The sequence below is a fragment of the Acinetobacter sp. YH16038 genome (genome assembly GCF_013417275.1).
Classification (GTDB): Bacteria; Pseudomonadota; Gammaproteobacteria; order Pseudomonadales; family Moraxellaceae; genus Acinetobacter.
Genome location: NZ_VPEG01000007.1, coordinates 23,298 through 43,042 on the forward strand (window position 1 = coordinate 23,298; position 19,745 = coordinate 43,042).

Here is a 19,745-nt window from a genome sequence, read left to right on the forward strand (position 1 = left end):
CTATCCGTCACCAGAGAGACCTTAAAAGCATGCTGTATTTAAAAAATGCTCAACCCGTCAAAGATATAGATGTGCTGGATCGTGCCTTTCATTATGGTGATGGTTGCTTTACTACCGCGCGCATCCGTCGAAACCGGATCGAGTTAGCAGACCGTCATCTAGCCCGTTTAAGAATGAGCCAGCAAAAATTAAGTTTGCAGGCTGATCTGGACCTGATTGAAAAAAGTTTGCAAGCGTTATTAAAATCAGAAGCTGAACTGAACGGCACCTTAAAGATTGTACTGAGTCGTGGTATAGGACAGCGTGGTTATAGCCTGCCAGACCATCCGGCAGATCTTTGGGTGTTCTATTATCCGAAAACTGTACAGGACTTCAGTTATGAACAGATTCAGACGGGTGTATTGCAACAGGCCATTGGTCTCAGTATGCCGAATCTGGTGGGGCTGAAAACCTTAAACCGTCTGGAACAGGTTTTGCTTAAACAGGAAGCGGATCAGCATGGCTGGCCGGAAGCACTGGTAACTGATGTGCAGGGTACAATTGTTGAAGGGGTGAGCAGTAATTGCTTCATTCGTATAAACAATACATGGATTACACCAGAACTTCGTTATAATGGCGTCTTCGGTGTGATGCGTGCAGAAATTTTGCAACGTATGCAGGATCAGGGCATTATCTGTCAGCAGCGTGATGTGAAAATGGATGAAATTCCCCATATCGACAGTCTGTTTTTCTGCAATGCGCTCAGTCCGATGAAAATTGCCACTCAATTTGAGCAGCGTGCTTTAAATGTAGATGCTTGTATTGAACTTTTTAACCGTCTTCGATTGAATCAGATGCCTTATTAATATGTCAGCTTCCAAGTCTAAAACCAAAAAGAAAAATAATGCCAAACGCCCTGGTTTCATGAAAGGGATAGTTTTATTTCTAATCGGGATACTCCTGGTTCTAGGGTTGATCCTGAAAGCTAGCCTATGGAAAGATTATCCTGTAGAAGGTCAAAAACAGTTACTGGCAATTAGTAACGGTGAAACCTATTCTGGATTTATTGATCGGCTGGCCAAAGAAAATTATGTCAGCTTTCCGATTATTTTAAAGCTGTATCAGCGCATCATGATTCATGACACCATGAAGGCGGGTGTTTATGAAATTCCTCAAGGTATGAGTATCCGTGCAGTACTGGACATGATTTCCAATGCAGAAAATGCTCAGATGAACCGGATATTAGTGATTGAAGGCACGACTTTTAAACAGCTGATTGATGCCTTAAAGAAAGATGATCTGGTGACTAAAGAAGTGGTGAATTTGCCAACCGATCAATTGCTCAAAGAACTCAATATTCCATTCAATCATCCTGAAGGTCTGTTTGCTCCGGATACCTATTTCTTTGCCAAAGGTGAAACGGATCGCAAGATCCTAACCGATCTTTATCAGCGCCAGATGAAGTCTCTGGATCAGGCTTGGGAAAAACGTGCTTCAGATCTGCCATATCAGAATAAATATGAAGCGCTGATCATGGCATCGATCATTGAAAAAGAAACCAGTCTGGATAGCGAGTTACAACAGGTGTCTGGCGTATTTGTGCGCCGTTTGAAAATTGGCATGCGTCTACAGACAGATCCAACCGTGATTTATGGTATGGGTGAGAATTACAAAGGTAATATTACTCGTCAGGATTTACGCACTCCAACACCCTATAACACCTATACCATGGCTGGCTTACCACCGACACCGATTGCCTTGCCAAGCAAGAAAGCCATTGAAGCAGCGATGCATCCGGACAATTCACAAAATATTTATTTTGTTGCAACGGGTAATGGTGGGCATAAATTCAGCAGCAGTCTGCAAGACCACAATAGAGCAGTGCAAGAGTATCTTTCTGTTTTACGTTCAAAAAATAAGGAATGAGCATGTTTATCAGCTTTGAAGGCACTGAGGGTGTAGGGAAAACCACACTCATTCGTCGTATCTATGATGATTTTATTGCTCAAGGTAAAGAGGTCGTGTTGACCCGCGAGCCGGGTGGCACACCAATGGCAGAACAGATTCGTTCGCTGTTATTGGCCGTAAACCACGAAGAAGCGATGTGCCATGATACAGAGTTATTGCTGATGTATGCGGCACGTGCCCAGCATCTGGCACAAGTGATTTTACCCGCTTTAAATGCTGGAAAAATTGTCTTATGTGATCGCTTCAGTGATGCCAGTTTTGCCTATCAATGTGCAGGACGTGGACTCAGTGAAGACAAGCTGAATCTGTTAAATCAAAATTTTGTGGAACGTATGCCAGATATTACGTTCTGGCTGGATGCACCGATTGAACTGGGTATGAATCGCGCTCGTGCCCGAGGTGCGCTGGATCGGTTTGAGCAAGAGAAAGTTACTTTCTTTGAGAAAGTTCGCGCTGGATATGCAACACTATGCCAGCGTCATCCAGAGCGGATTAAATGTCTGGATGCAACTCAAACACCGGATCAGGTGTTTGAACAGGCGCTGTCTTATTTAAAATAATTTTATTCTAAAGATATTTTTGGCATACTTTTCTCTAGTTATTTCAAGGAAGAATCTTCTATATTGGAATAAATCAGGAAGATAAGACATGATGAAAAGTACAAGAGAAGAAATCATCCAGTTTTTACAGCAGGAATTTCCGCAGAGCCTGGAAAAGTGTCAGATCGAAGCTGTAGTGCCTCAGGGTGCAACCATACTGTATCGAGTCAGTGAACAGGAACTGCGCCCCGGCGGCACGGTATCTGGGCCCACCATGATGACCTTGGCCGATCTGGCTTTATATATTGCCATTCTCGGTGAGATTGGACTGGTTGGTCTGGCAGTGACAACGAACTTAAATATCAATTTTCTGCGTAAGCCTTCAGGCGGGGTCGATCTGCGAGGGGAAAGTAAATTGATGAAAGTGGGGAAGGCGCTTATTGTGGGAGAAGTCTGGATTTATTCGATTGATCAGGAAGAGCCGGTTGCCCATGTGACAGCGACCTATTCGGTTCCACCACGTAAAGAACCCATACACTCCTTAAAATGCTGATTAACTCATACAAATCATATGCTTTATTTAAATAACCTGATTATTCTAAAAACTTAAAAAAATCACAGCCAAAGAAAAGGCAGATGATATTTAAAAATATTAACTGCCTTATTTATATCTTTAAGCATTCACCAAAGGAGTTTCTACTTCAAAACTTGGTGGAATCAGTACAGTTTTGCGTAGCTCAGGCAACAATTCTGGATAATCCAGGGTGAAATGCAGGCCACGGGACTCTTTACGCTGCATGGCACAACGCACAATCATCTCTGAAACGAGTACCAGATTACGCAGCTCGATCAAGTTTTTGCTCACCTGATAATCCTGATAATACTCGGTAATTTCTTTTTTCAACATCTCAATCCGGTGCAGGGCACGTTCTAGACGTTTAGTGGTGCGAACAATACCGACATAGTTCCACATGGTCTGACGCAGCTCGTCCCAGTTTTGCAGAATAACCACATCTTCATCAGGATTGGTCACCTGAGAATCATCCCATTCCGGAACTTCAGGGATAGCTTGATCCGCCTTGAAATTTTCCTGAATATGTTTGGCAGCACTCATGCCATATACAAAACATTCTAAAAGTGAGTTACTGGCCATACGGTTAGCGCCATGTAAGCCGGTATAGGACGTTTCACCAATGGCATAGAGTCCGGCAATATCGGTCTGGCTATTTTCATCTACAACTACACCGCCACAGGTATAATGCGCAGCAGGAACCACAGGAATCATTTCCTTGGTGATGTCGATGCCAAGCTCTAGCAGACGTGCATATAAGGTTGGAAAGTGTTCCTTGATGAAGCTTTCATCTTTATGGGTAATGTCTAGCCAGACATGACGAATGCCCAGACGTTTAATTTCATAATCAATCGCGCGTGCCACAATATCACGTGGTGCCAGTTCAGCACGCTCATCAAAACGCAGCATAAAACGCTCACCATCAGGTAGGCGTAAATACGCACCTTCACCACGCATAGCTTCTGTGATCAGGAATGAACGGGCTTGCGGATGATATAAACAGGTCGGATGGAACTGGTTGAATTCCATATTGGCAACCCGGCAACCGGCACGATAAGCCATCGCAATTCCATCACCGGTCGCGATATCCGGATTGGAAGTATAAAGATAAGCTTTCATAGCACCGCCACAAGCCAGAGCAGTAGATGGTGCTAAGAAAGTGTGGACTTGTGCACTTGCTTCATTGAGTGCATATAAACCTAAAGCGCGATTTTCATCATCTAAGCCCAGTTTTTGTGAGCAGATCAGGTCGATCGCAATGTAATTTTCAAAGATGGTAATATTTTCTTTTTCCTGAGCGCGCTGTACCAACGTGGTAGAAATGGCACGCCCAGTCGCATCAGCTGCGTGAATGATTCGGCGCTGTGAATGGCCGCCTTCACGGGTCAAATGTAATTGTTCCTGCTCATCCAAGGTAAATTGGACGCCGTGTTTCAGCAGAAAATCCACCGAAGGCTTACCACCTTCAACCGTCTGCTTCACCGCATCCATTTCACACAGATGTACACCTGCAATCATGGTGTCATCAATATGCTGTTCAATTGAGTCTGTCTCATCCAGTACTGCTGCAACGCCGCCTTGTGCATAATAGGTACTGGCATCGGTCAGGGTGGATTTGGCAAGAACTGCAATATTAAAATGTTCAGGCAAAGAAAGTGCTAGACTAAGACCGGCACCACCACTGCCCACAATGATCACGTCAAAATGATGGGTAAGGGGAAAATTAGACATGTCCATCAGCTAATTGAAAAAAGTCCGTTAATCAGAGCGCTTTTTTGTACAAAAGGCAAGCGTTTAAGTGCTCATTTATTGATGAAAAAAATTAATAAAAGCTTTAACTTAATGCTTTAGAAAAATTAAAGGTTGCCAACATTCAAGCTTTCGAACATATTTTTACTTAAAATATATGAAGTTTGTGATAAAACCTATTTACATAAATTTATCAACAATTTGGGTGAATAATTTATATGAAAATTCTGGATTTAAAAAAAGGATTATTTGCAGCGACTGTTACCATGAGTGCTGCTCAGTTACAGGCAGTAACACCCGTCGATTTTTCTAACCTGGTTGATCAGGTCAGTCCGGCAGTTGTCAGTGTGAGTGTTGTCAAGAAAATGAGCGAAGAAGAGCTCTTGCAACAACAGGTTCCTGAAATTTTACGCCGTTTCTTTGGTAATCAGGTGATTATTCCGCAGCCACGTGTACCGCAGGAAAAAACTGGATATGGGAGTGCCTTCTTCATTAGTAAGGATGGCTATCTGCTGACCAACCACCACGTAGTTGAAGATGCGTCTAAAGTGACAATTACCTTGAATGATCGTCGGGAAATTGATGCGACAGTCGTAGGAAGCGACGAGCGTACTGACGTCGCTTTATTGAAAGTCAATGGTTCAGGTTTCCCGGAACTGCGTACTGGTGATGTTGATAAATTACGTGTAGGTGAGCCTGTACTAGCAATCGGTTCGCCTTTTGGTTTTGACTACTCCGCTTCTGCCGGCATTGTCAGTGCCAAGATGCGTAACATGATGGGCGAAACAGCCGTACCATTTATTCAAACTGACGTTGCCCTTAACCCGGGGAACTCGGGTGGACCATTATTTAATCAGCGCGGTGAAGTGGTTGGGGTGAACTCACGAATCTTCAGTGGTACTGGCGGTTATATGGGCCTGTCATTTTCGATTCCCATTGATGTCGCTATGGAAGTGGCTGACCAGCTGAAACGTGATGGTAAGGTGACCCGTTCTTATCTGGGTGTAAGCCTGCAAGATATCGACCGTACTTTGGCTGAATCTTATAAATTATCTAAGCCAGAAGGTTCTTTAATTACCCAGGTGGCACCAAACTCGCCAGCGGCTAAAGCGGGTCTGCAAGCCGGTGATGTGATTTTAAAATACAATGGTACTGATATTTCACGCACTAGTCAGTTGCTGAACTATTTGAACCGTTCTGCACCTAAACAGCAGATCCAGTTAGAAGTATTACGTGATGATAAACGCCGTAATATCAATGCAACACTCACGACTGCGCCAGATGAAACGCCAGCCAAAGCAGGTAACCAGGCTCAGCCAAATAAAGGTCCGGTATTAGGCGTTACTATTCGTGAATTAAGCCCGGCTGAAAAAGAGCGTTTAGAGATTAAGGGTGGTGTAGTCATTCAGGACGTCCGTAGAGACGGGATCGCAGCTCAGGCACGGATTATGCCAAATGATGTCGTGACTCAAATCAATGGTAAAGCAATCTTGAACAGTAACCAGTTTGTGGAAGCTGTAGCAGATTTGAAAAAAGGCAGTGTTGCCCGTGTCGGTCTGATTCGTCAGGGTCAACGTGCCATTGTCGGGATGCGCATTTCATAAAATAAATGAATCTTCAATAAAAGACCGCTTGTATAGGCGGTTTTTTATTTTTCGCAATTTACCCGAGGCATAATTTCTGTAGACTCTGTACATAGAAAAAATTGCGATAAAGGATTAGAGAAAAGTGACCGGTATTTTTGACCAAGTTTTAAAGGTACAACCTGAACATATTGATCGTTTAGGACATGTAAATAACGTAGTTTATGTGCAGTGGATGCAGGATGTGGCCTCGGCCCATATCGAGCAATTAGGACTCGGTTTAAATGAATATTTGCAACTTAAACATGCCATGGTTGCAGTTGAACATCATGTCCAGTATCGCAAAGCGGCATTTGAAGGGGATGAACTGATTTTAAGAACCTGGTTAAGTGATCTGAATGCCTTGTATTCATTCAGACAGTATGCTTTTTATCGTCCAAAGGATCAGAATGTCCTATTTACCGGTAGCACGCAGTGGGCCTGTATCGAAATTGCGTCGGGTCGACCGAAGCGTATGTCGCCAAGTTTTACCCAAGCTTATCAGCCCCTCTCAGACAGTATTAACCCTTATGATTTTTCTACTTTATATTTGAGTGAAGAAGCAAAGGTGATAAGAGAAGAATCAATCTAATAAGGTGATGATATCGAGATTGAATAGAAGTTAGCTACCAAATAGGAAGCAGCCCATTTAACAAGCTGTTTTCTTGGAAAAAAGCTGAGGAAAAGAAAATAAAAAATAAAGCAGTTACGTATTTAAGATAAGCGAGAGAGAAGAAAGATAATTCTTTTTCTGTATCTCCATTCTGCTATAATCCTCGGCAATTTCTATTCGGCTTTTGTTATGCAATGACTTTTTAAATTGCATGACGCGTTTTTTTCTCAAGGTAGCCCATGGCGCAAGCTAAAAAATCTGTTGATATTAAAAACATTCGTAACTTCTCGATTATTGCGCATATTGACCACGGTAAATCGACTCTGGCAGATCGTTTTATTCAAACTTGTGGTGGTTTGCAGGATCGTGAAATGCAGGCTCAAGTTCTTGATTCTATGGAACTTGAACGCGAACGTGGGATTACCATCAAAGCGGCTTCGGTCACCTTGTACTATACCCATCCAAATGGCCAAGAGTATCAGTTGAACTTCATTGATACCCCGGGACACGTGGATTTCTCTTATGAAGTTTCACGTTCTTTGGCGGCCTGTGAAGGTGCACTTCTCGTTGTGGATGCAGCACAAGGGGTAGAAGCGCAGTCTGTTGCAAACTGCTATACCGCCATTGAGCAGGGTCTGGAAGTTTTACCAGTACTGAACAAGATTGACTTGCCACAAGCTGAACCTGAACGTGTAATTCAGGAAATTGAAGATATTATCGGGATTGAAGCGACTGAAGCACCGACCTGTTCAGCAAAAACTGGCCTAGGTATTGAAGGTGTGCTTGAAACGCTGGTGAATGTCATTCCTGCACCAACAGGTGAACGTGATGCACCGCTGCAAGCGTTGATTATTGACTCATGGTTCGATAACTACCTGGGCGTAGTATCTCTGGTTCGTGTGAAACAGGGTCGTGTTCGCAAGGGCGACAAGATGCTGGTGAAATCGACTGGTCAGACACATATCATCACTTCAGTCGGTATTTTCAATCCGAAGCATACTGAAACCGATATCCTTGAAGCGGGTGAAGTTGGTTTCGTGATTGCCGGTATTAAAGACATTTTTGGCGCACCAGTGGGTGATACCATTACACTGGCAACTACTCCAGAAGTTCCAACATTACCTGGCTTCAAAAAAGTAAAACCACAGGTCTATGCGGGCCTGTTCCCAATCGATTCCAGTGATTTTGAACCTTTCCGTGAAGCATTGCATAAACTGCAAATCAATGACTCTGCGTTGTTCTTCGAACCAGAAAGTTCTGATGCTCTAGGCTTCGGTTTCCGCTGTGGCTTCTTGGGTATGCTGCACATGGAGATCGTACAGGAGCGTCTAGAACGTGAATACGATCTGGATCTGATTTCTTCAGCACCAACGGTAATTTATGAAGCAGTGATGAAAAATGGCAATACCATTTACATCGACAGCCCATCAAAAATGCCAGATGGCTCAACTGTTGAAGACCTGCGTGAACCAATTGCAGAATGTCATATCCTCGTGCCACAGGAATACCTGGGTAATGTCATGACCTTATGTATTGAGCGCCGTGGTGTACAAAAAGACATGAAGTTCATGGCGAATCAAGTATCCGTTACTTTTGAAATTCCAATGGCTGAAGTGGTGATGGATTTCTTTGATAAATTGAAATCTTGTTCACGTGGTTTTGCGTCACTAGATTACAACTTTGTGCGTTTTGAAAGTTCATCACTGGTGAAAGTGGATGTCCTGATCAACGGTGAAAAAGTCGATGCACTCGCAATGATTTGCCACCGTCAGGATGCACGTCATCGTGGGATCGCACTGGTTGAAAAAATGAAAGACCTGATTCCTCGTCAGATGTTTGATGTGGCAATTCAGGCGGCCATTGGTGCGCAAATTATTGCCCGTTCTACTGTAAAAGCAATGCGTAAAAACGTATTGGCAAAATGTTATGGTGGTGACGTATCACGTAAGAAGAAACTTCTTGCAAAACAGAAAGAAGGTAAGAAACGTATGAAACAGGTGGGTAGTGTTGAAATTCCACAAGAAGCGTTCTTAGCTGTACTGAAAGTTGAACGCTAATACTATAAGGATAATAAGCCCATGGATTTTGATTTTAATTTGATTCTTGTTCCTGCGACCTTATTTTTCGTCGCGGTCTGGTTGCTGGATAAATTTGTTCTGAAACAACGACAGACCAAAGGCAAGGGCAATGAAAACTTCATTATTACTTGGGCTTATGATTTCTGGCCGGTTTTGGCCGTCGTTTTAGTATTGCGTTCTTTCCTGTACGAACCTTTCAATATTCCATCAGACTCTATGGTTCCAACGCTGGAAACTGGTGATTTTATCCTGGTCAATAAGTTTGACTATGGCGTGAAATTACCGATTGTAAATACAAAAATTCTGGATACAGGTAGCCCGGAACGTGGTGATGTCGTGGTCTTCCGCTATCCGCCACAACCAACGATTAGCTATATTAAGCGTGTAATTGGTTTGCCAGGTGATCATATTGTTTATGATCATGGCCAGTTAACTATTAATGGTGAAAAAGTAGCAAAAGTTCCAGTAGAATTCAGTCGTGAAAAAGATCGCCTGGACACGCCAAATTCGATTTATCATAAAGAAACCATTGGCGAACATACCTTCACTATGCGTGAGCTGGAAGGAGTCAATGTAGCTCGTCAGGCTCCATTCCTTAACTATATAGAAAATGGTAAGTTTTCAACTGAAAATGGTTTATATTGGGAAGTGAAAGTACCAGAAGGTCATTACTTTGCGATGGGGGATAATCGCGATCAAAGTGCTGACAGTCGTTTCTGGGGCTTTGTTCCGGAAGAAAACTTAACAGGTCGCGCATTCTATATCTGGATGCATAAAGAACCTGGCTTTAAACTGCCATCGTTTAGTCGAAACGGAATAATCGATTAATTATTTCAGTTAGGAAAATAAAAAATGAAACATCAACAAGGTGCTTCGTATATTGGAATTTTATTTGCAATCGTGGGGTTTGCTTTTCTTGCCAAAGTGGCGATTGCAGTTTGGGGGCCATACTTTGATGATCGTATGGTGGACAATCAGATTGAGGAACTTTTAAAGAGTTCTCCGGCAAATATTGCGCCAGAAAAATTTCGTCAGCAGATGGGTCAGCGTTTAGAAATGAACAATATTCGCGATCTGAAGTTTGATGAAATTGCTAAAGTAACTAACACTGATGGTTTACAGGTGCACAAGAATTATGAAATTCGCAAGAATTTTATATTGAATATAGATTTAGTGATGAAGTTTGAGAAAGATTTTGATCAAAGCACAGTCAAAACTAAATGATGAACGTCTTGCCAAACGGATCGGCTATCAGTTTAAACAAGCTGATCTGTTAAAACTGGCATTGACCCATCGTTCAGTCAGTCATAAACACAACTATGAACGCCTAGAATTTCTAGGCGATTCTCTTTTAGGAATGATCATAGCCAATTATCTCTTTACTGCTTACCCGCAGGAAAATGAGGGCCGTCTGACGCGTATGCGTGCGACTCTTGTCCGACAGGAAGCGCTAGGGAAAATTGCCAATGATCTAAAATTGAGTCAGAACCTGATTCTCAGTACGGGTGAGCTGAAATCGGGTGGTCATCATCGTGAGTCTATACTTGCGGATACGGTCGAAGCCATCATTGGTGCGATCTATGTGGATTGCGGTGATCTCACTGTACTACAGGCGATTGTGCTAAAATGGTACGAGCCGTATTTAGACAATATAGAGCCAACTGACCAGCTGAAAGACCCTAAATCACGCCTACAGGAATATTTACAAGCACGTAAAAAACCTCTCCCAGTTTACGAGGTTGTAGATATTCAGGGTGATGCCCCGAACCAGCATTTCAAAGTGGAATGCCAGGTAGAAGGCTTGCCGGTCATGGCCGGTGAAGGTTCAAGCCGACGATTCGCTGAACAGGCGGTTGCGGCAGATATTTTAAAACATTTGGAGCATAAGTCTTAATGACTACTCATTCCGATCACATTGATGCTGATCACGAGTCGCAAAGCGACAGCAATGACTTGATTAGTCAATTTTTCAGTGCACAGGGTACTGAAATTCCTTCTGATTATCGTAGCGGTTTCGTGGCGATTGTCGGACGTCCAAACGTGGGTAAATCAACCTTGATGAACCACTTACTGGGTCAGAAACTTTCAATTACTTCACGTAAGCCACAAACTACACGTCATAAAATCGTAGGGATTGATTCACGTGAAAAATCTCAGGCGGTATTTGTTGATACACCGGGGATGCATAAAAAAGAAGTGCGTGCCATCAATAAAATGATGAACCGAGCTGCGCACTCTGCATTGCGTGACGTGAACTTGGTGCTGTTTGTAGTTGATGCACAAAAATGGACCCAGAACGATGAGCTTGTTCTGGAAAAATTAAAAAATGCGGATATGCCAGTCATTCTGGTGATCAACAAGCTGGACACGTTCGAGAACAAGAATGAGGCCTTACCGCTGATTCGTGAACGTGCCAAACTGATGAACTTTGCTGAAATCGTACCGGTGTCTGCACTTCGTGGTGCCAACCTCGAACACTTACGCGATACGATTGCCAAGTATCTGCCATTCCAGCCGCCGCTATATTCACTGGATCAGCTTACCGATCGTTCAGAGCGTTTCCTGGCCTCTGAAATTATCCGTGAAAAGATCATGCGTCAGTTAGGTGAAGAACTACCATACGATTTAACTGTTCAGATCGAATCTTTCAAAACTGAAGAGCCGACCCTGAATGAAAAAACAGGTCGTATGAAGCCGGCATGTACTTATATTGATGCCACTATTTTCGTTGATCGTGCTGGCCAAAAGGCTATTGTGATTGGTGAAAAAGGTTCCAAGCTGAAAAAAATCGGTATGGACGCACGTGTCGATATGGAAAAAATGTTCGAGCAGAAAATCATGCTAACGCTTTGGGTGAAAGTCAAAGGCGGCTGGTCTGATGATGAGCGGGCATTGAAAAGTCTAGGTTATAGCGACATTTAAATTGGATAGGAACGGATCATGATGAAATTTCTGGCAGTCATTGCATGTGTTTTATTTTTGCAGGGCTGTATTCATAAAGTAGTGACCGTTCCTGCCAAAGTTGCCTATAAAACCACAAAGTACGCGGTCAAAGGGACCGCGGCTGTTGTGGGTGCCGCCATTCCTGATGGAGATGACGAAGAAGACGAGAAAAACTCAAAAAAGAATAAAGATTAAAGAAGCAGCCTATGCGTAATGAAGTGCTGCATGGATACCTGATTCATCATCGTAAATATCGCGATCGCAGTCATATTGTGCATTTATTTACCCAGGAATATGGCCGTATCGACGGGATACTGAGACAAAATCCTCCACCCCAATATCAGCCCATCAGCTTGTTAGCTTCAGGCAAATCTGAACTGAAAAACTTCACCAAATTAGAAATTGTTAATCAGCCGATCTTTTTTTTCGGTGATGCCTTCTTTTCTGGCTTTTATCTGAATGAAATCCTGTTGCGTTTATGTCCGCTTGAAGTGCAAATGCCGCTGACCTTTGCCAAATATGGCGAAACGTTGACCGCCTTGCAAAAACTCTCCGATCAGGAAAATCCCAATACTTATTTAAAACAGGTTCTGCGCCAGTTTGAACATATCTTATTAGAAGAACTTGGCTATGAACTGGATTTTTCAGTCGATGCCAATCAGGCACAAATCAATCCCTTGCAACATTACTATTTTCAGTTGAATGAAGGTTTTATGCCTTCGGCCAAGGCCCTGCGCTCAACCATGTCAGGCCAGCAGATTTTAACAATGCAGCACTATGAAAATGGTAGGGATTTTAATCCAGAACAGTTACAATTACTGACGAAGCTATATCGACAGGTGATCACTGCTTTGCTTGGTGACCGACCACTGAAAAGTCGACAATTGTGGATCCAAAATTCTCAATCTCAATCGTAGTTAGGAAAATATTATGGCTGCATTACTTGGTGTCAATATTGACCATGTCGCAACTTTAAGACAAGCACGTGGTACGACGTACCCAGACCCAGTCAATGCTGCATTGATCTGTGAGCAGGCCGGTGCAGAGGGAATTACCCTGCATTTGCGCGAAGACCGTCGACATATTCAGGATGAAGATGTACGTCGTATGCGTCCGGTATTAACTACCCATATGAACCTGGAAATGGCCGTAACTGATGAAATGGTGGCGATTGCTAAAGAAATCCAGCCGCAGCATGTCTGCTTTGTACCAGAAAAGCGTCAGGAAGTGACGACTGAAGGTGGTCTGGATGTGGTTGGTCATTTTGAAGATGTGAAAAAAGCCACCCAGGAACTGTCTGCGATTGGCTGTGACGTGTCGCTATTTATTGATGCAGACATTGCCCAGATTGATGCGGCAGTCGCTTGTGGCGCACCTACAATTGAGCTTCATACAGGTGCTTATGCCGATGCTGACACGCCAGAAGCACAGCAAGTTGAGCTGGATCGCATTATCAAAGGGGCAGAGTATGCGGCTTCTAAAGGTCTGGTGGTCAATGCAGGTCACGGTCTGAACCTGGATAATGTCACTCCAATTGCTGCGATTCCTCAAATTCATGAATTAAATATTGGTCACTCGATTATTGCAGATGCAGTTTTTGTTGGACTGGCGCAAGCTGTACAACAAATGAAGGCTGCAATTAAAGCTGCGCGTTAAGATTGCAAAAGATATATGTCAAATATTGATTATGATGAACTGATGAAGCCTGTTATTGGCTTCTTAGGTTGTGAAACACCAAAAGCCTGGCTCGATGAGGCATTACAGAATCTGGAAATTCTGATGCAGGATCATGCCAACTGTGAGAAGAAAGCAGCCAGTACAGCAATGAACCTGATGTTCCGCTATAGCTTCTTCGTAGATTTACAGGTGAAACTGGCGCAACTGGTCCGTGAAGAAATGCTGCACTATGAACAGGTGCTGGAATTCATGAATAAGCGTGGCCAGCAATGGATTGGACTCAGTGCAGGGCGTTATGCAGGTGGTTTGCGTAAGGAAATCCGTACCTATGAGCCAGAGGCGCTGATTGATGTGCTGGTGATTGGTGCTTTTGTAGAAGCACGTTCTTGTGAGCGTTTCTATGCGCTTGCACCGCTGGTAGATGAAGAACTAGGGCGTTACTACCGTTACTTGCTTAAATCTGAATCTCGCCATTTTGAGGACTACTTGGCCTTAGCTTTAGATGTGGCAAAAACCGCTAAACTGAAAAATCCACAAGAAGATATTCAAAGCCGAATTGAGCATATCCGTGAAGTAGAAAAGAATCTGATTCTTAGTCCAGATGAAATGTTCCGTTTCCACAGTGGTGTGCCTGCAAAAGCAGCTTAAAAAGCTACTCAATTAAGACATTAAAAAATATCCTCCAAATCGGGGGATTTTTTTATAAATATAAGATTCGCTACCTAGCTTATTTATCTATTGAAAGGATTTAAAATAGCCTAAGCATTTTAAAATTTGATTAGAAGGAAAAACTTGAAGTGCAAGATAGCAAAAGCTGTCGTCAATTTTAGAATAACGGCTTATAACAACACATTTGATTAAATGAAAATATAAGCCAATCTCACTAGATAAATAAAAGGGCAGGGTGAGAATATATAAGAGAAAAGAAGAATTGAATCATTTCATAATTGAAATTTCAGGCAATAAAAAAGCCCGCTTTAATGCTGCGGGCTTTCTTGAATTTGGCTCTCCCACCTGGGCTCGAACCAGGGACCTGCGGATTAACAGTCCGTCGCTCTACCGACTGAGCTATGGGAGAATCTGAATGCGATTATAGAGAGATTTTACCAAGGGTCAAGCAAAAACTGTCATATTTACTACAAATTGCACTTATCTGATTTTAATTTAAACGATTGCATTAAATTCTTAAAAAATGCTTGTCAGAACAAATTTCACTTGCTAGATTGAAAACATAAAGTCGTTTGACCGAATGGTCAAACAGTGTGGATTTAAACCTACTTGCCAGCACAAAAATGGCTAAACCGGAGAAAGCGAATGAATACGCTCACTATCCCTCAAATCTTCTCTCAACTGTCTTTTTATCAAGATCATTATCTCGATATTATTCAAGATTCAGCTCAATACTTTACCCCTGTGGCTGGTGCAGAAATCAGTTTATGGCCCTTGGCGACCAAACAATTGTATCTGGGTGACTTGCTGCAATTATGGTTTGCAGAAAAGTGGCTGGTCGAACAAGAACGCCAATTTAGTTTTGAGATCTTTCTGAACACGCCTGAAGCACAGCAAAAAGATCATTATATCTATGCGCTTGCTGGTAATCTTCTGACCGGATCGAACCAGTCTAAAGTGTGGCAGGCTTCTGCTAAAGAAATTCGGGAACTGAGTGTGGCAAATGTTTCCAAGCATTATTTTGAATATCGGGCTTTGACCCAACCGAAGCTGGTAAAAGCACCGCAAGGGAAATGGGGCGTACTTTAAGGCTTAAACACCTTAACAGTCAGAATTGTGAAAAATCATGCAGGTTGCTGTGGCATGGGCATAAATACGACCTTCGTCATCCAGAATTTGACCTTCGGAAATACCTAGGTTTTTACTGAGATTAATTGATTTTCCGATCGCTTTTAGTTCTTGGTTGTTAGGAATTGGACGGCACATTTTTACATTCAGATCAATTGTGCCATAACCGACACCGGCTTCAAGTAAAGTATGAATCGCGCAGCCTGTTACCGTATCTAAAACAGTTGCAGCAAAACCGCCATGTACACCTCCCATAGGATTCAGATGGCGTTCATCAGCTTTTATAAAAAAGGTCACATGTCCCGGTTCGACTTCGCCAGCAGACATGGGAATGGTGGTTGCCATAGAAGGCATAGGCAGGTTGCCCTTAAGCATCTTTTGCATAATCTGCAAACCTGAAAGATTCTTGAGATCCATAGCTTGTCCTTATTATTTTAAATACTGGATTTGAATGACAAGTTTAGGCAGATGGTGCTTCGATCAGCAATAAAAAATTGTATGAGGAAATGTACAAAGCCTTTTACTTATGATGAATCCGGTAAAATGATTAAAAATAATAATACCGAAGAAGAATAATCATGAAAGCGAGATGTTTATGCGGAGCGACTCGATTTGAAGTTCAGCTCAGAAATCATGAAGTTGCTGCCTGTCATTGTTCCATGTGCCGTCGCCAGACAAGTGGACCATTAATGTCGATTGATATAGAAAATATTCACTTTATTGATCAGCAGCATTTATCTGTTGCAAGTACTTCTGAATGGGCAGAGCGTGGTTTTTGCAATGCCTGTGGTACTTTTATTTTCTGGCGGACCAAAGATCATTCCTTTGCCAATATTAATGTATTTACTTTGGAGCAACTGCCAGAGGATCTGGATTTCAATTTAGAAATTTATATAGATCATCAGCCAGCATTTTATTCATTTAACAATCAAACCAAAAAAATGACAGAAGCTGAAGTCATTGCCATGTTTCAGCAACCTGATTCTTGAAATAAATATAATCAGATAAAGGAAGAGTAAGTCTCATAATTTGATCTGATGAAAATAATCTTTTTAAAATTAAGAACACTATATAAGTGCATATATATCATTAAATAAAAATACTGATTAGCAGGTTCGTATTTCAAATAGCATCCTGCTTTTCATGTCATGATCATTCTTTCTTTTGATTAAATTGTTAAATTGGAACGAAAAAAACTCATAGTTTCTGAGCTCAATAAATTATTATTTTCTATAAGCGAACTAAAGATAGAAACTAAACTTTTCTATAAAAATCAATAAATATAAAGATTTATGGCACAAGGATTGTATGTGATTTCCACTGTATATCTCAGTTTTAAATAATTCAGTTTAAAAATAAAACCCGAGAAAAGAATTAAGAATAGAGTGATTTTGCAATGAAACAGTTTTTGCATCTTTGGGTACCGATTTTTTTGAGTAATAGCATCATAATGTTGGTCGGAATATTTGACATGATTTTCCTGTCTCATTACTCACCGCAACATGTGGCTGCTATGGCTGTGTGTTTATCTATTTATTCTTTATTATTTGTTTCGGGGACGGGGATTTTGCAGGGTATGATGCAGGAACTTGCTGAAGCATATGGGCGACGTGCTTTTGATAATATTCAAAAAATTCTGAAACAGAGCATCCTTATTGTCATCGTCCTGTCTGTATTTGCAGGATGGCTATTAACTCATGCAGATCCTTTGCTACATCTGTTAAAAGCAGATAGTGCATTACAGGCTTTGATTCAACCTTGTTTATGGTTACTGGCTTGGACGCTTCCAGCACATTTGTTAGTACGTATTTTATATATTTTAACGCAAGCCTGTGGTGAGGCGAAGCGTGTGTTCTATGCCAATATTTTTTATCTGATATTCAAAGTGAGTTTGGCCTATTGCCTGATTTTTGGGATTCAGGGTTATGTACCTGCCTATGGGGTTAAGGGAGCTTTCATTGCTCATCTGACTGTTCAATGGGCACTATTAGTGGTGTATTACCTGATATTTCTAGAAAAGCAGTTGCGTGTGCACTGGTCCGGACAATTCTTCCATTTTAAGACTTTGCTAAAAATCTTAAGAATAGGCTTACCCTCAGCAATTGTCGTATTTATTGATGTCTTTACAATTAGTGCGATTGCATTATTGATCTTGCCTTTGGGGGAGATAATAGTGAATGCGCATCAAGTAGCGATGGGTTTGGCTGGCCTGCTGTTTATGGTGCCATTTTCGATGAGCTCTGCTTTTAGCATTCTGGTCTCTACCAGGATTGGTGCAAATCAAGTGCAATCTGCCTGGGATTTAACTTTTAAAGCGTTACGTGTGGTGGTCGCAAGCGCAATTGTTTTGGCGATCTTGCTCGTAATTTTTCAAAAACCGATTGTGGCGCTATTTAGTGATCATACGGATGTGCTTAGGGTGAGTCTGGCATTGATGTTCTTATTGTGCTGGATGCATATTTTTGATGCGATTCTGGTGATTAGCGTCAATATGCTGCGCTGCTGGAAAGTGGTAGTCTTCCCCCATGTTTATTTTTAGTGGAGTACTGCTATTAGGTGGATTGGGTGGAGGTTGGTATTTGGCTTATCATCCAGTGTCGCTCTTCAATCTCAACCTGGATGTTTCAGGAATAAGTGGTTTCTGGTGGATGCTGGCTATTTCCTATACCTTTGCCGCATTGATGTGCTTGCTTTGCTTGGGACTTAAATACCGTAAGCATCTACAAACTGCATAAAAAAACCCGCGATCATCGCGGGTTTTTTTATCTAATCAATTAGATTATTTCGCAGCTTTTTCAGCTTCGATAGAAGCAATCGCCTCATCAACGCCTTCGATAGAATCAGCAGCTTTTTTGATACGTGCAAGCGCATCAACTAATACTTCGTCAGCAGTTGCGTAAGAGATACGCATAAAACCACCTAGACCGAATGCATCACCAGGAACGACTGCAACACCAGTTTCTTCCAGTAACCAAGCAGAGAATTCTGTGCAAGAGTTCAGGCCTTTCGCACGAATCAATGGTTTGATGTTTGCGTATGCATAGAATGCACCATCAGCAGGTAGGCAAGAAATACCTTTAATGTCATTCAAGCCATTCACAACCAGGTCATGACGACGTTTGAATGCTTCAACCATTGGTACAAGAACGTCTTGAGGACCATTCAATGCAGCTTCTGCAGCAACTTGTGAAATAGAAGTTGGGTTAGAAGTTGACTGAGACTGGATTTTTTTCATCGCACCGATCAGTTTAGCAGGGCCCGCTGCATAGCCGATACGCCAGCCTGTCATTGCATATGCTTTAGACACACCGTTTAATACGATAGTGCGGTCGTAAAGGTCTGGGGCAACAGTTGCGATGTTGTAGAATTCATCTTCCCAGCGGATTGGTTCGTACATGTCATCAGATGCGATGAATACTTCTGGGTATTTACGCAGTACTGCAGCTAAAGCTTCTAATTCAGCTTTAGTGTAGATCATGCCAGTCGGGTTAGAAGGGCTGTTTAATACAACTAGACGAGTTTTGTCAGTGATCGCAGCTTCTAATTGCTCAGGAGTAATTTTAAAACGTTGTTCTTCACCACATTTCACGATTACTGGTGTACCTTCAGCAATGATCACCATATCTGGATAGCTTACCCAGAATGGAGCAGGGATGATCACTTCATCACCTTTATTTAACAAAGCAAGTGCCAAGTTAAAGAAAGACTGTTTACCACCACAAGAAACCAGGATTTGGTTCGCTTGATAATCAAGGTTATTGTCACGTTTTAATTTAGCAATAATTGCTTTTTTAAGACCTGGCGTACCATCAACAGCGGTGTATTTGGTGAAACCGTTGTTAATTGCTGCAATTGCTGCATCTTTGATGTGTTGAGGGGTATCAAAATCTGGCTCACCTGCGCCCAAACCAATAACGTTGTGACCAGCAGCTTTCAGTTCAGCAGCCTTGTTTGTCACAGCAAGCGTAGGGGACGGTTTGATGGCATTCACACGATCAGAGAGACGTACGTCCACGGCAGTATTCCTTCTTATAGGGATTAAAAAATAAAAAGCACATTATCTTAGCCTAAAATGGTGCACATTGGGCAAAAGAATTTGGAAAAATATACGAAAAAATGCTGAATCAGTGCAACCTTATCTTGAACATCGATAGGTAGTTTAGATAGACATGAACTAAGAATATGCTTTGAGGATGAGAATAATAGGGG

At 42.2% G+C, this 19,745-nt stretch carries 22 protein-coding genes and 1 tRNA gene; 19 read left to right on the forward strand and 4 right to left on the reverse strand.

Features of this window, described 5'->3' with window-relative positions; genetic code table 11:
• The first annotated feature begins 29 nt into the window (after positions 1–29).
• From pabC to FTV34_RS04160, 4 genes are all read left to right on the forward strand, one after another.
• Entirely contained in the window at positions 30–845 is an 816-nt protein-coding gene (gene pabC / locus FTV34_RS04145; RefSeq protein ID WP_180068937.1) for an aminodeoxychorismate lyase, read from the forward strand.
• A 1-nt stretch (position 846) separates the two neighbouring features.
• A complete protein-coding gene (gene mltG / locus FTV34_RS04150) occupies positions 847–1,905 on the forward strand; it encodes an endolytic transglycosylase MltG (RefSeq protein WP_166138328.1) in 1,059 nt (352 codons plus the stop codon).
• 2 nt (positions 1,906–1,907) lie between these two features.
• Complete coding sequence (gene tmk / locus FTV34_RS04155; RefSeq protein WP_125279347.1) at positions 1,908–2,507, forward strand: dTMP kinase; 600 nt, start codon at positions 1,908–1,910, stop codon at positions 2,505–2,507.
• 91 nt (positions 2,508–2,598) lie between these two features.
• Positions 2,599–3,039, forward strand: a complete 441-nt coding sequence (locus FTV34_RS04160; RefSeq protein ID WP_180002873.1) for a PaaI family thioesterase — start codon at positions 2,599–2,601, stop codon at positions 3,037–3,039.
• 120 nt (positions 3,040–3,159) lie between these two features.
• On the opposite strand, the gene nadB is transcribed toward FTV34_RS04160, so the two are convergent.
• Positions 3,160–4,788 carry an L-aspartate oxidase gene (gene nadB / locus FTV34_RS04165; RefSeq protein ID WP_180068939.1) on the reverse strand — a complete coding sequence of 543 codons (1,629 nt, stop codon included), beginning with the start codon at positions 4,786–4,788 and terminating at the stop codon, positions 3,160–3,162.
• Between the two features lie 236 nt (positions 4,789–5,024).
• Between nadB and FTV34_RS04170 the strand changes: the two genes are divergently transcribed.
• The 11 genes from FTV34_RS04170 to FTV34_RS04220 all read left to right on the forward strand — a co-directional run bounded on the left by FTV34_RS04170 (position 5,025) and on the right by FTV34_RS04220 (position 14,387).
• Entirely contained in the window at positions 5,025–6,410 is a 1,386-nt protein-coding gene (locus FTV34_RS04170; RefSeq protein WP_034171221.1) for a Do family serine endopeptidase, read from the forward strand.
• A 124-nt stretch (positions 6,411–6,534) separates the two neighbouring features.
• A complete protein-coding gene (locus FTV34_RS04175) occupies positions 6,535–7,020 on the forward strand; it encodes a thioesterase family protein (RefSeq protein WP_180068941.1) in 486 nt (161 codons plus the stop codon).
• A gap of 260 nt (positions 7,021–7,280) precedes the next feature.
• A complete protein-coding gene (gene lepA / locus FTV34_RS04180; RefSeq protein WP_004784519.1) occupies positions 7,281–9,098 on the forward strand; it encodes a translation elongation factor 4 in 1,818 nt (605 codons plus the stop codon).
• A 21-nt stretch (positions 9,099–9,119) separates the two neighbouring features.
• Positions 9,120–9,947, forward strand: coding sequence for a signal peptidase I (gene lepB, locus FTV34_RS04185; protein WP_159124070.1), 828 nt, complete (start codon positions 9,120–9,122; stop codon positions 9,945–9,947).
• A gap of 24 nt (positions 9,948–9,971) precedes the next feature.
• A complete protein-coding gene (locus FTV34_RS04190) occupies positions 9,972–10,343 on the forward strand; it encodes a DUF4845 domain-containing protein (RefSeq protein ID WP_034703931.1) in 372 nt (123 codons plus the stop codon).
• Positions 10,315–11,013, forward strand: coding sequence for a ribonuclease III (gene rnc / locus FTV34_RS04195; RefSeq protein ID WP_004784515.1), 699 nt, complete (start codon positions 10,315–10,317; stop codon positions 11,011–11,013). The genes FTV34_RS04190 and rnc overlap by 29 nt, the downstream gene beginning before the upstream one ends.
• A complete protein-coding gene (gene era, locus FTV34_RS04200; protein WP_004784513.1) occupies positions 11,013–12,041 on the forward strand; it encodes a GTPase Era in 1,029 nt (342 codons plus the stop codon). The genes rnc and era overlap by 1 nt, the downstream gene beginning before the upstream one ends.
• An 18-nt stretch (positions 12,042–12,059) precedes the next feature.
• Positions 12,060–12,257 carry an NF038104 family lipoprotein gene (locus FTV34_RS04205; protein ID WP_034593121.1) on the forward strand — a complete coding sequence of 66 codons (198 nt, stop codon included), beginning with the start codon at positions 12,060–12,062 and terminating at the stop codon, positions 12,255–12,257.
• 11 nt (positions 12,258–12,268) lie between these two features.
• Positions 12,269–12,979, forward strand: a complete 711-nt coding sequence (locus FTV34_RS04210) for a DNA repair protein RecO (protein WP_180068943.1) — start codon at positions 12,269–12,271, stop codon at positions 12,977–12,979.
• A gap of 13 nt (positions 12,980–12,992) precedes the next feature.
• Entirely contained in the window at positions 12,993–13,718 is a 726-nt protein-coding gene (pdxJ, locus tag FTV34_RS04215) for a pyridoxine 5'-phosphate synthase (protein WP_034171229.1), read from the forward strand.
• Between the two features lie 15 nt (positions 13,719–13,733).
• The gene (locus tag FTV34_RS04220) at positions 13,734–14,387 is read left to right on the forward strand and encodes a tRNA-(ms[2]io[6]A)-hydroxylase (RefSeq protein ID WP_180054104.1); all 654 of its coding nucleotides are present in this window, start codon (positions 13,734–13,736) and stop codon (positions 14,385–14,387) included.
• A 354-nt stretch (positions 14,388–14,741) separates the two neighbouring features.
• Here the strand turns inward: FTV34_RS04220 and FTV34_RS04225 are convergent.
• A tRNA-Asn gene (locus FTV34_RS04225) sits at positions 14,742–14,817 on the reverse strand.
• 236 nt (positions 14,818–15,053) lie between these two features.
• On the opposite strand from FTV34_RS04225, the gene FTV34_RS04230 reads away from it, so the two are divergent.
• Positions 15,054–15,497, forward strand: coding sequence for a hypothetical protein (locus tag FTV34_RS04230; protein WP_180068945.1), 444 nt, complete (start codon positions 15,054–15,056; stop codon positions 15,495–15,497).
• Between the two features lie 12 nt (positions 15,498–15,509).
• Here the strand turns inward: FTV34_RS04230 and FTV34_RS04235 are convergent, their stop codons facing one another.
• Positions 15,510–15,953 carry a PaaI family thioesterase gene (locus FTV34_RS04235; protein ID WP_180068947.1) on the reverse strand — a complete coding sequence of 148 codons (444 nt, stop codon included), beginning with the start codon at positions 15,951–15,953 and terminating at the stop codon, positions 15,510–15,512.
• Between the two features lie 161 nt (positions 15,954–16,114).
• Between FTV34_RS04235 and FTV34_RS04240 the strand changes: the two genes are divergently transcribed.
• The 3 genes from FTV34_RS04240 to FTV34_RS04250 all read left to right on the forward strand — a co-directional run bounded on the left by FTV34_RS04240 (position 16,115) and on the right by FTV34_RS04250 (position 18,271).
• Positions 16,115–16,525, forward strand: coding sequence for a GFA family protein (locus tag FTV34_RS04240; RefSeq protein WP_159124076.1), 411 nt, complete (start codon positions 16,115–16,117; stop codon positions 16,523–16,525).
• Positions 16,526–17,007: 482 nt separating this feature from the next.
• Positions 17,008–18,075, forward strand: coding sequence for an MATE family efflux transporter (locus FTV34_RS04245; RefSeq protein ID WP_257226102.1), 1,068 nt, complete (start codon positions 17,008–17,010; stop codon positions 18,073–18,075).
• Positions 18,076–18,115: 40 nt separating this feature from the next.
• A complete protein-coding gene (locus FTV34_RS04250; RefSeq protein WP_180068951.1) occupies positions 18,116–18,271 on the forward strand; it encodes a hypothetical protein in 156 nt (51 codons plus the stop codon).
• A gap of 44 nt (positions 18,272–18,315) precedes the next feature.
• On the opposite strand, the gene FTV34_RS04255 is transcribed toward FTV34_RS04250, so the two are convergent.
• Positions 18,316–19,551: a pyridoxal phosphate-dependent aminotransferase gene (locus FTV34_RS04255; RefSeq protein ID WP_005236666.1), complete on the reverse strand. Its 1,236-nt coding sequence runs from the start codon at positions 19,549–19,551 to the stop codon at positions 18,316–18,318.
• Between the last annotated feature and the right edge of the window lie 194 nt (positions 19,552–19,745).

Excerpts from the sequence above, each read along its gene's own strand:
- FTV34_RS04205 (WP_034593121.1), top strand. The coding sequence starts at position 12,060 with ATGATGAAATTTCTGGCAGTCATTGCATGTGTTTTATTTTTGCAGGGC.
- pdxJ (WP_034171229.1), top strand. The coding sequence starts at position 12,993 with ATGGCTGCATTACTTGGTGTCAATATTGACCATGTCGCAACTTTAAGA.
- FTV34_RS04170 (WP_034171221.1), top strand. The coding sequence starts at position 5,025 with ATGAAAATTCTGGATTTAAAAAAAGGATTATTTGCAGCGACTGTTACC.
- nadB (WP_180068939.1), bottom strand. The coding sequence starts at position 4,788 with ATGTCTAATTTTCCCCTTACCCATCATTTTGACGTGATCATTGTGGGC.
- lepA (WP_004784519.1), top strand. The coding sequence starts at position 7,281 with ATGGCGCAAGCTAAAAAATCTGTTGATATTAAAAACATTCGTAACTTC.
- FTV34_RS04235 (WP_180068947.1), bottom strand. The coding sequence starts at position 15,953 with ATGGATCTCAAGAATCTTTCAGGTTTGCAGATTATGCAAAAGATGCTT.
- FTV34_RS04230 (WP_180068945.1), top strand. The coding sequence starts at position 15,054 with ATGAATACGCTCACTATCCCTCAAATCTTCTCTCAACTGTCTTTTTAT.
- FTV34_RS04240 (WP_159124076.1), top strand. The coding sequence starts at position 16,115 with ATGAAAGCGAGATGTTTATGCGGAGCGACTCGATTTGAAGTTCAGCTC.
- pabC (WP_180068937.1), top strand. The coding sequence starts at position 30 with ATGCTGTATTTAAAAAATGCTCAACCCGTCAAAGATATAGATGTGCTG.
- tmk (WP_125279347.1), top strand. The coding sequence starts at position 1,908 with ATGTTTATCAGCTTTGAAGGCACTGAGGGTGTAGGGAAAACCACACTC.
- FTV34_RS04210 (WP_180068943.1), top strand. The coding sequence starts at position 12,269 with ATGCGTAATGAAGTGCTGCATGGATACCTGATTCATCATCGTAAATAT.
- lepB (WP_159124070.1), top strand. The coding sequence starts at position 9,120 with ATGGATTTTGATTTTAATTTGATTCTTGTTCCTGCGACCTTATTTTTC.
- FTV34_RS04245 (WP_257226102.1), top strand. The coding sequence starts at position 17,008 with ATGATTTTCCTGTCTCATTACTCACCGCAACATGTGGCTGCTATGGCT.
- FTV34_RS04190 (WP_034703931.1), top strand. The coding sequence starts at position 9,972 with ATGAAACATCAACAAGGTGCTTCGTATATTGGAATTTTATTTGCAATC.
- FTV34_RS04220 (WP_180054104.1), top strand. The coding sequence starts at position 13,734 with ATGTCAAATATTGATTATGATGAACTGATGAAGCCTGTTATTGGCTTC.
- mltG (WP_166138328.1), top strand. The coding sequence starts at position 847 with ATGTCAGCTTCCAAGTCTAAAACCAAAAAGAAAAATAATGCCAAACGC.
- FTV34_RS04160 (WP_180002873.1), top strand. The coding sequence starts at position 2,599 with ATGAAAAGTACAAGAGAAGAAATCATCCAGTTTTTACAGCAGGAATTT.
- era (WP_004784513.1), top strand. The coding sequence starts at position 11,013 with ATGACTACTCATTCCGATCACATTGATGCTGATCACGAGTCGCAAAGC.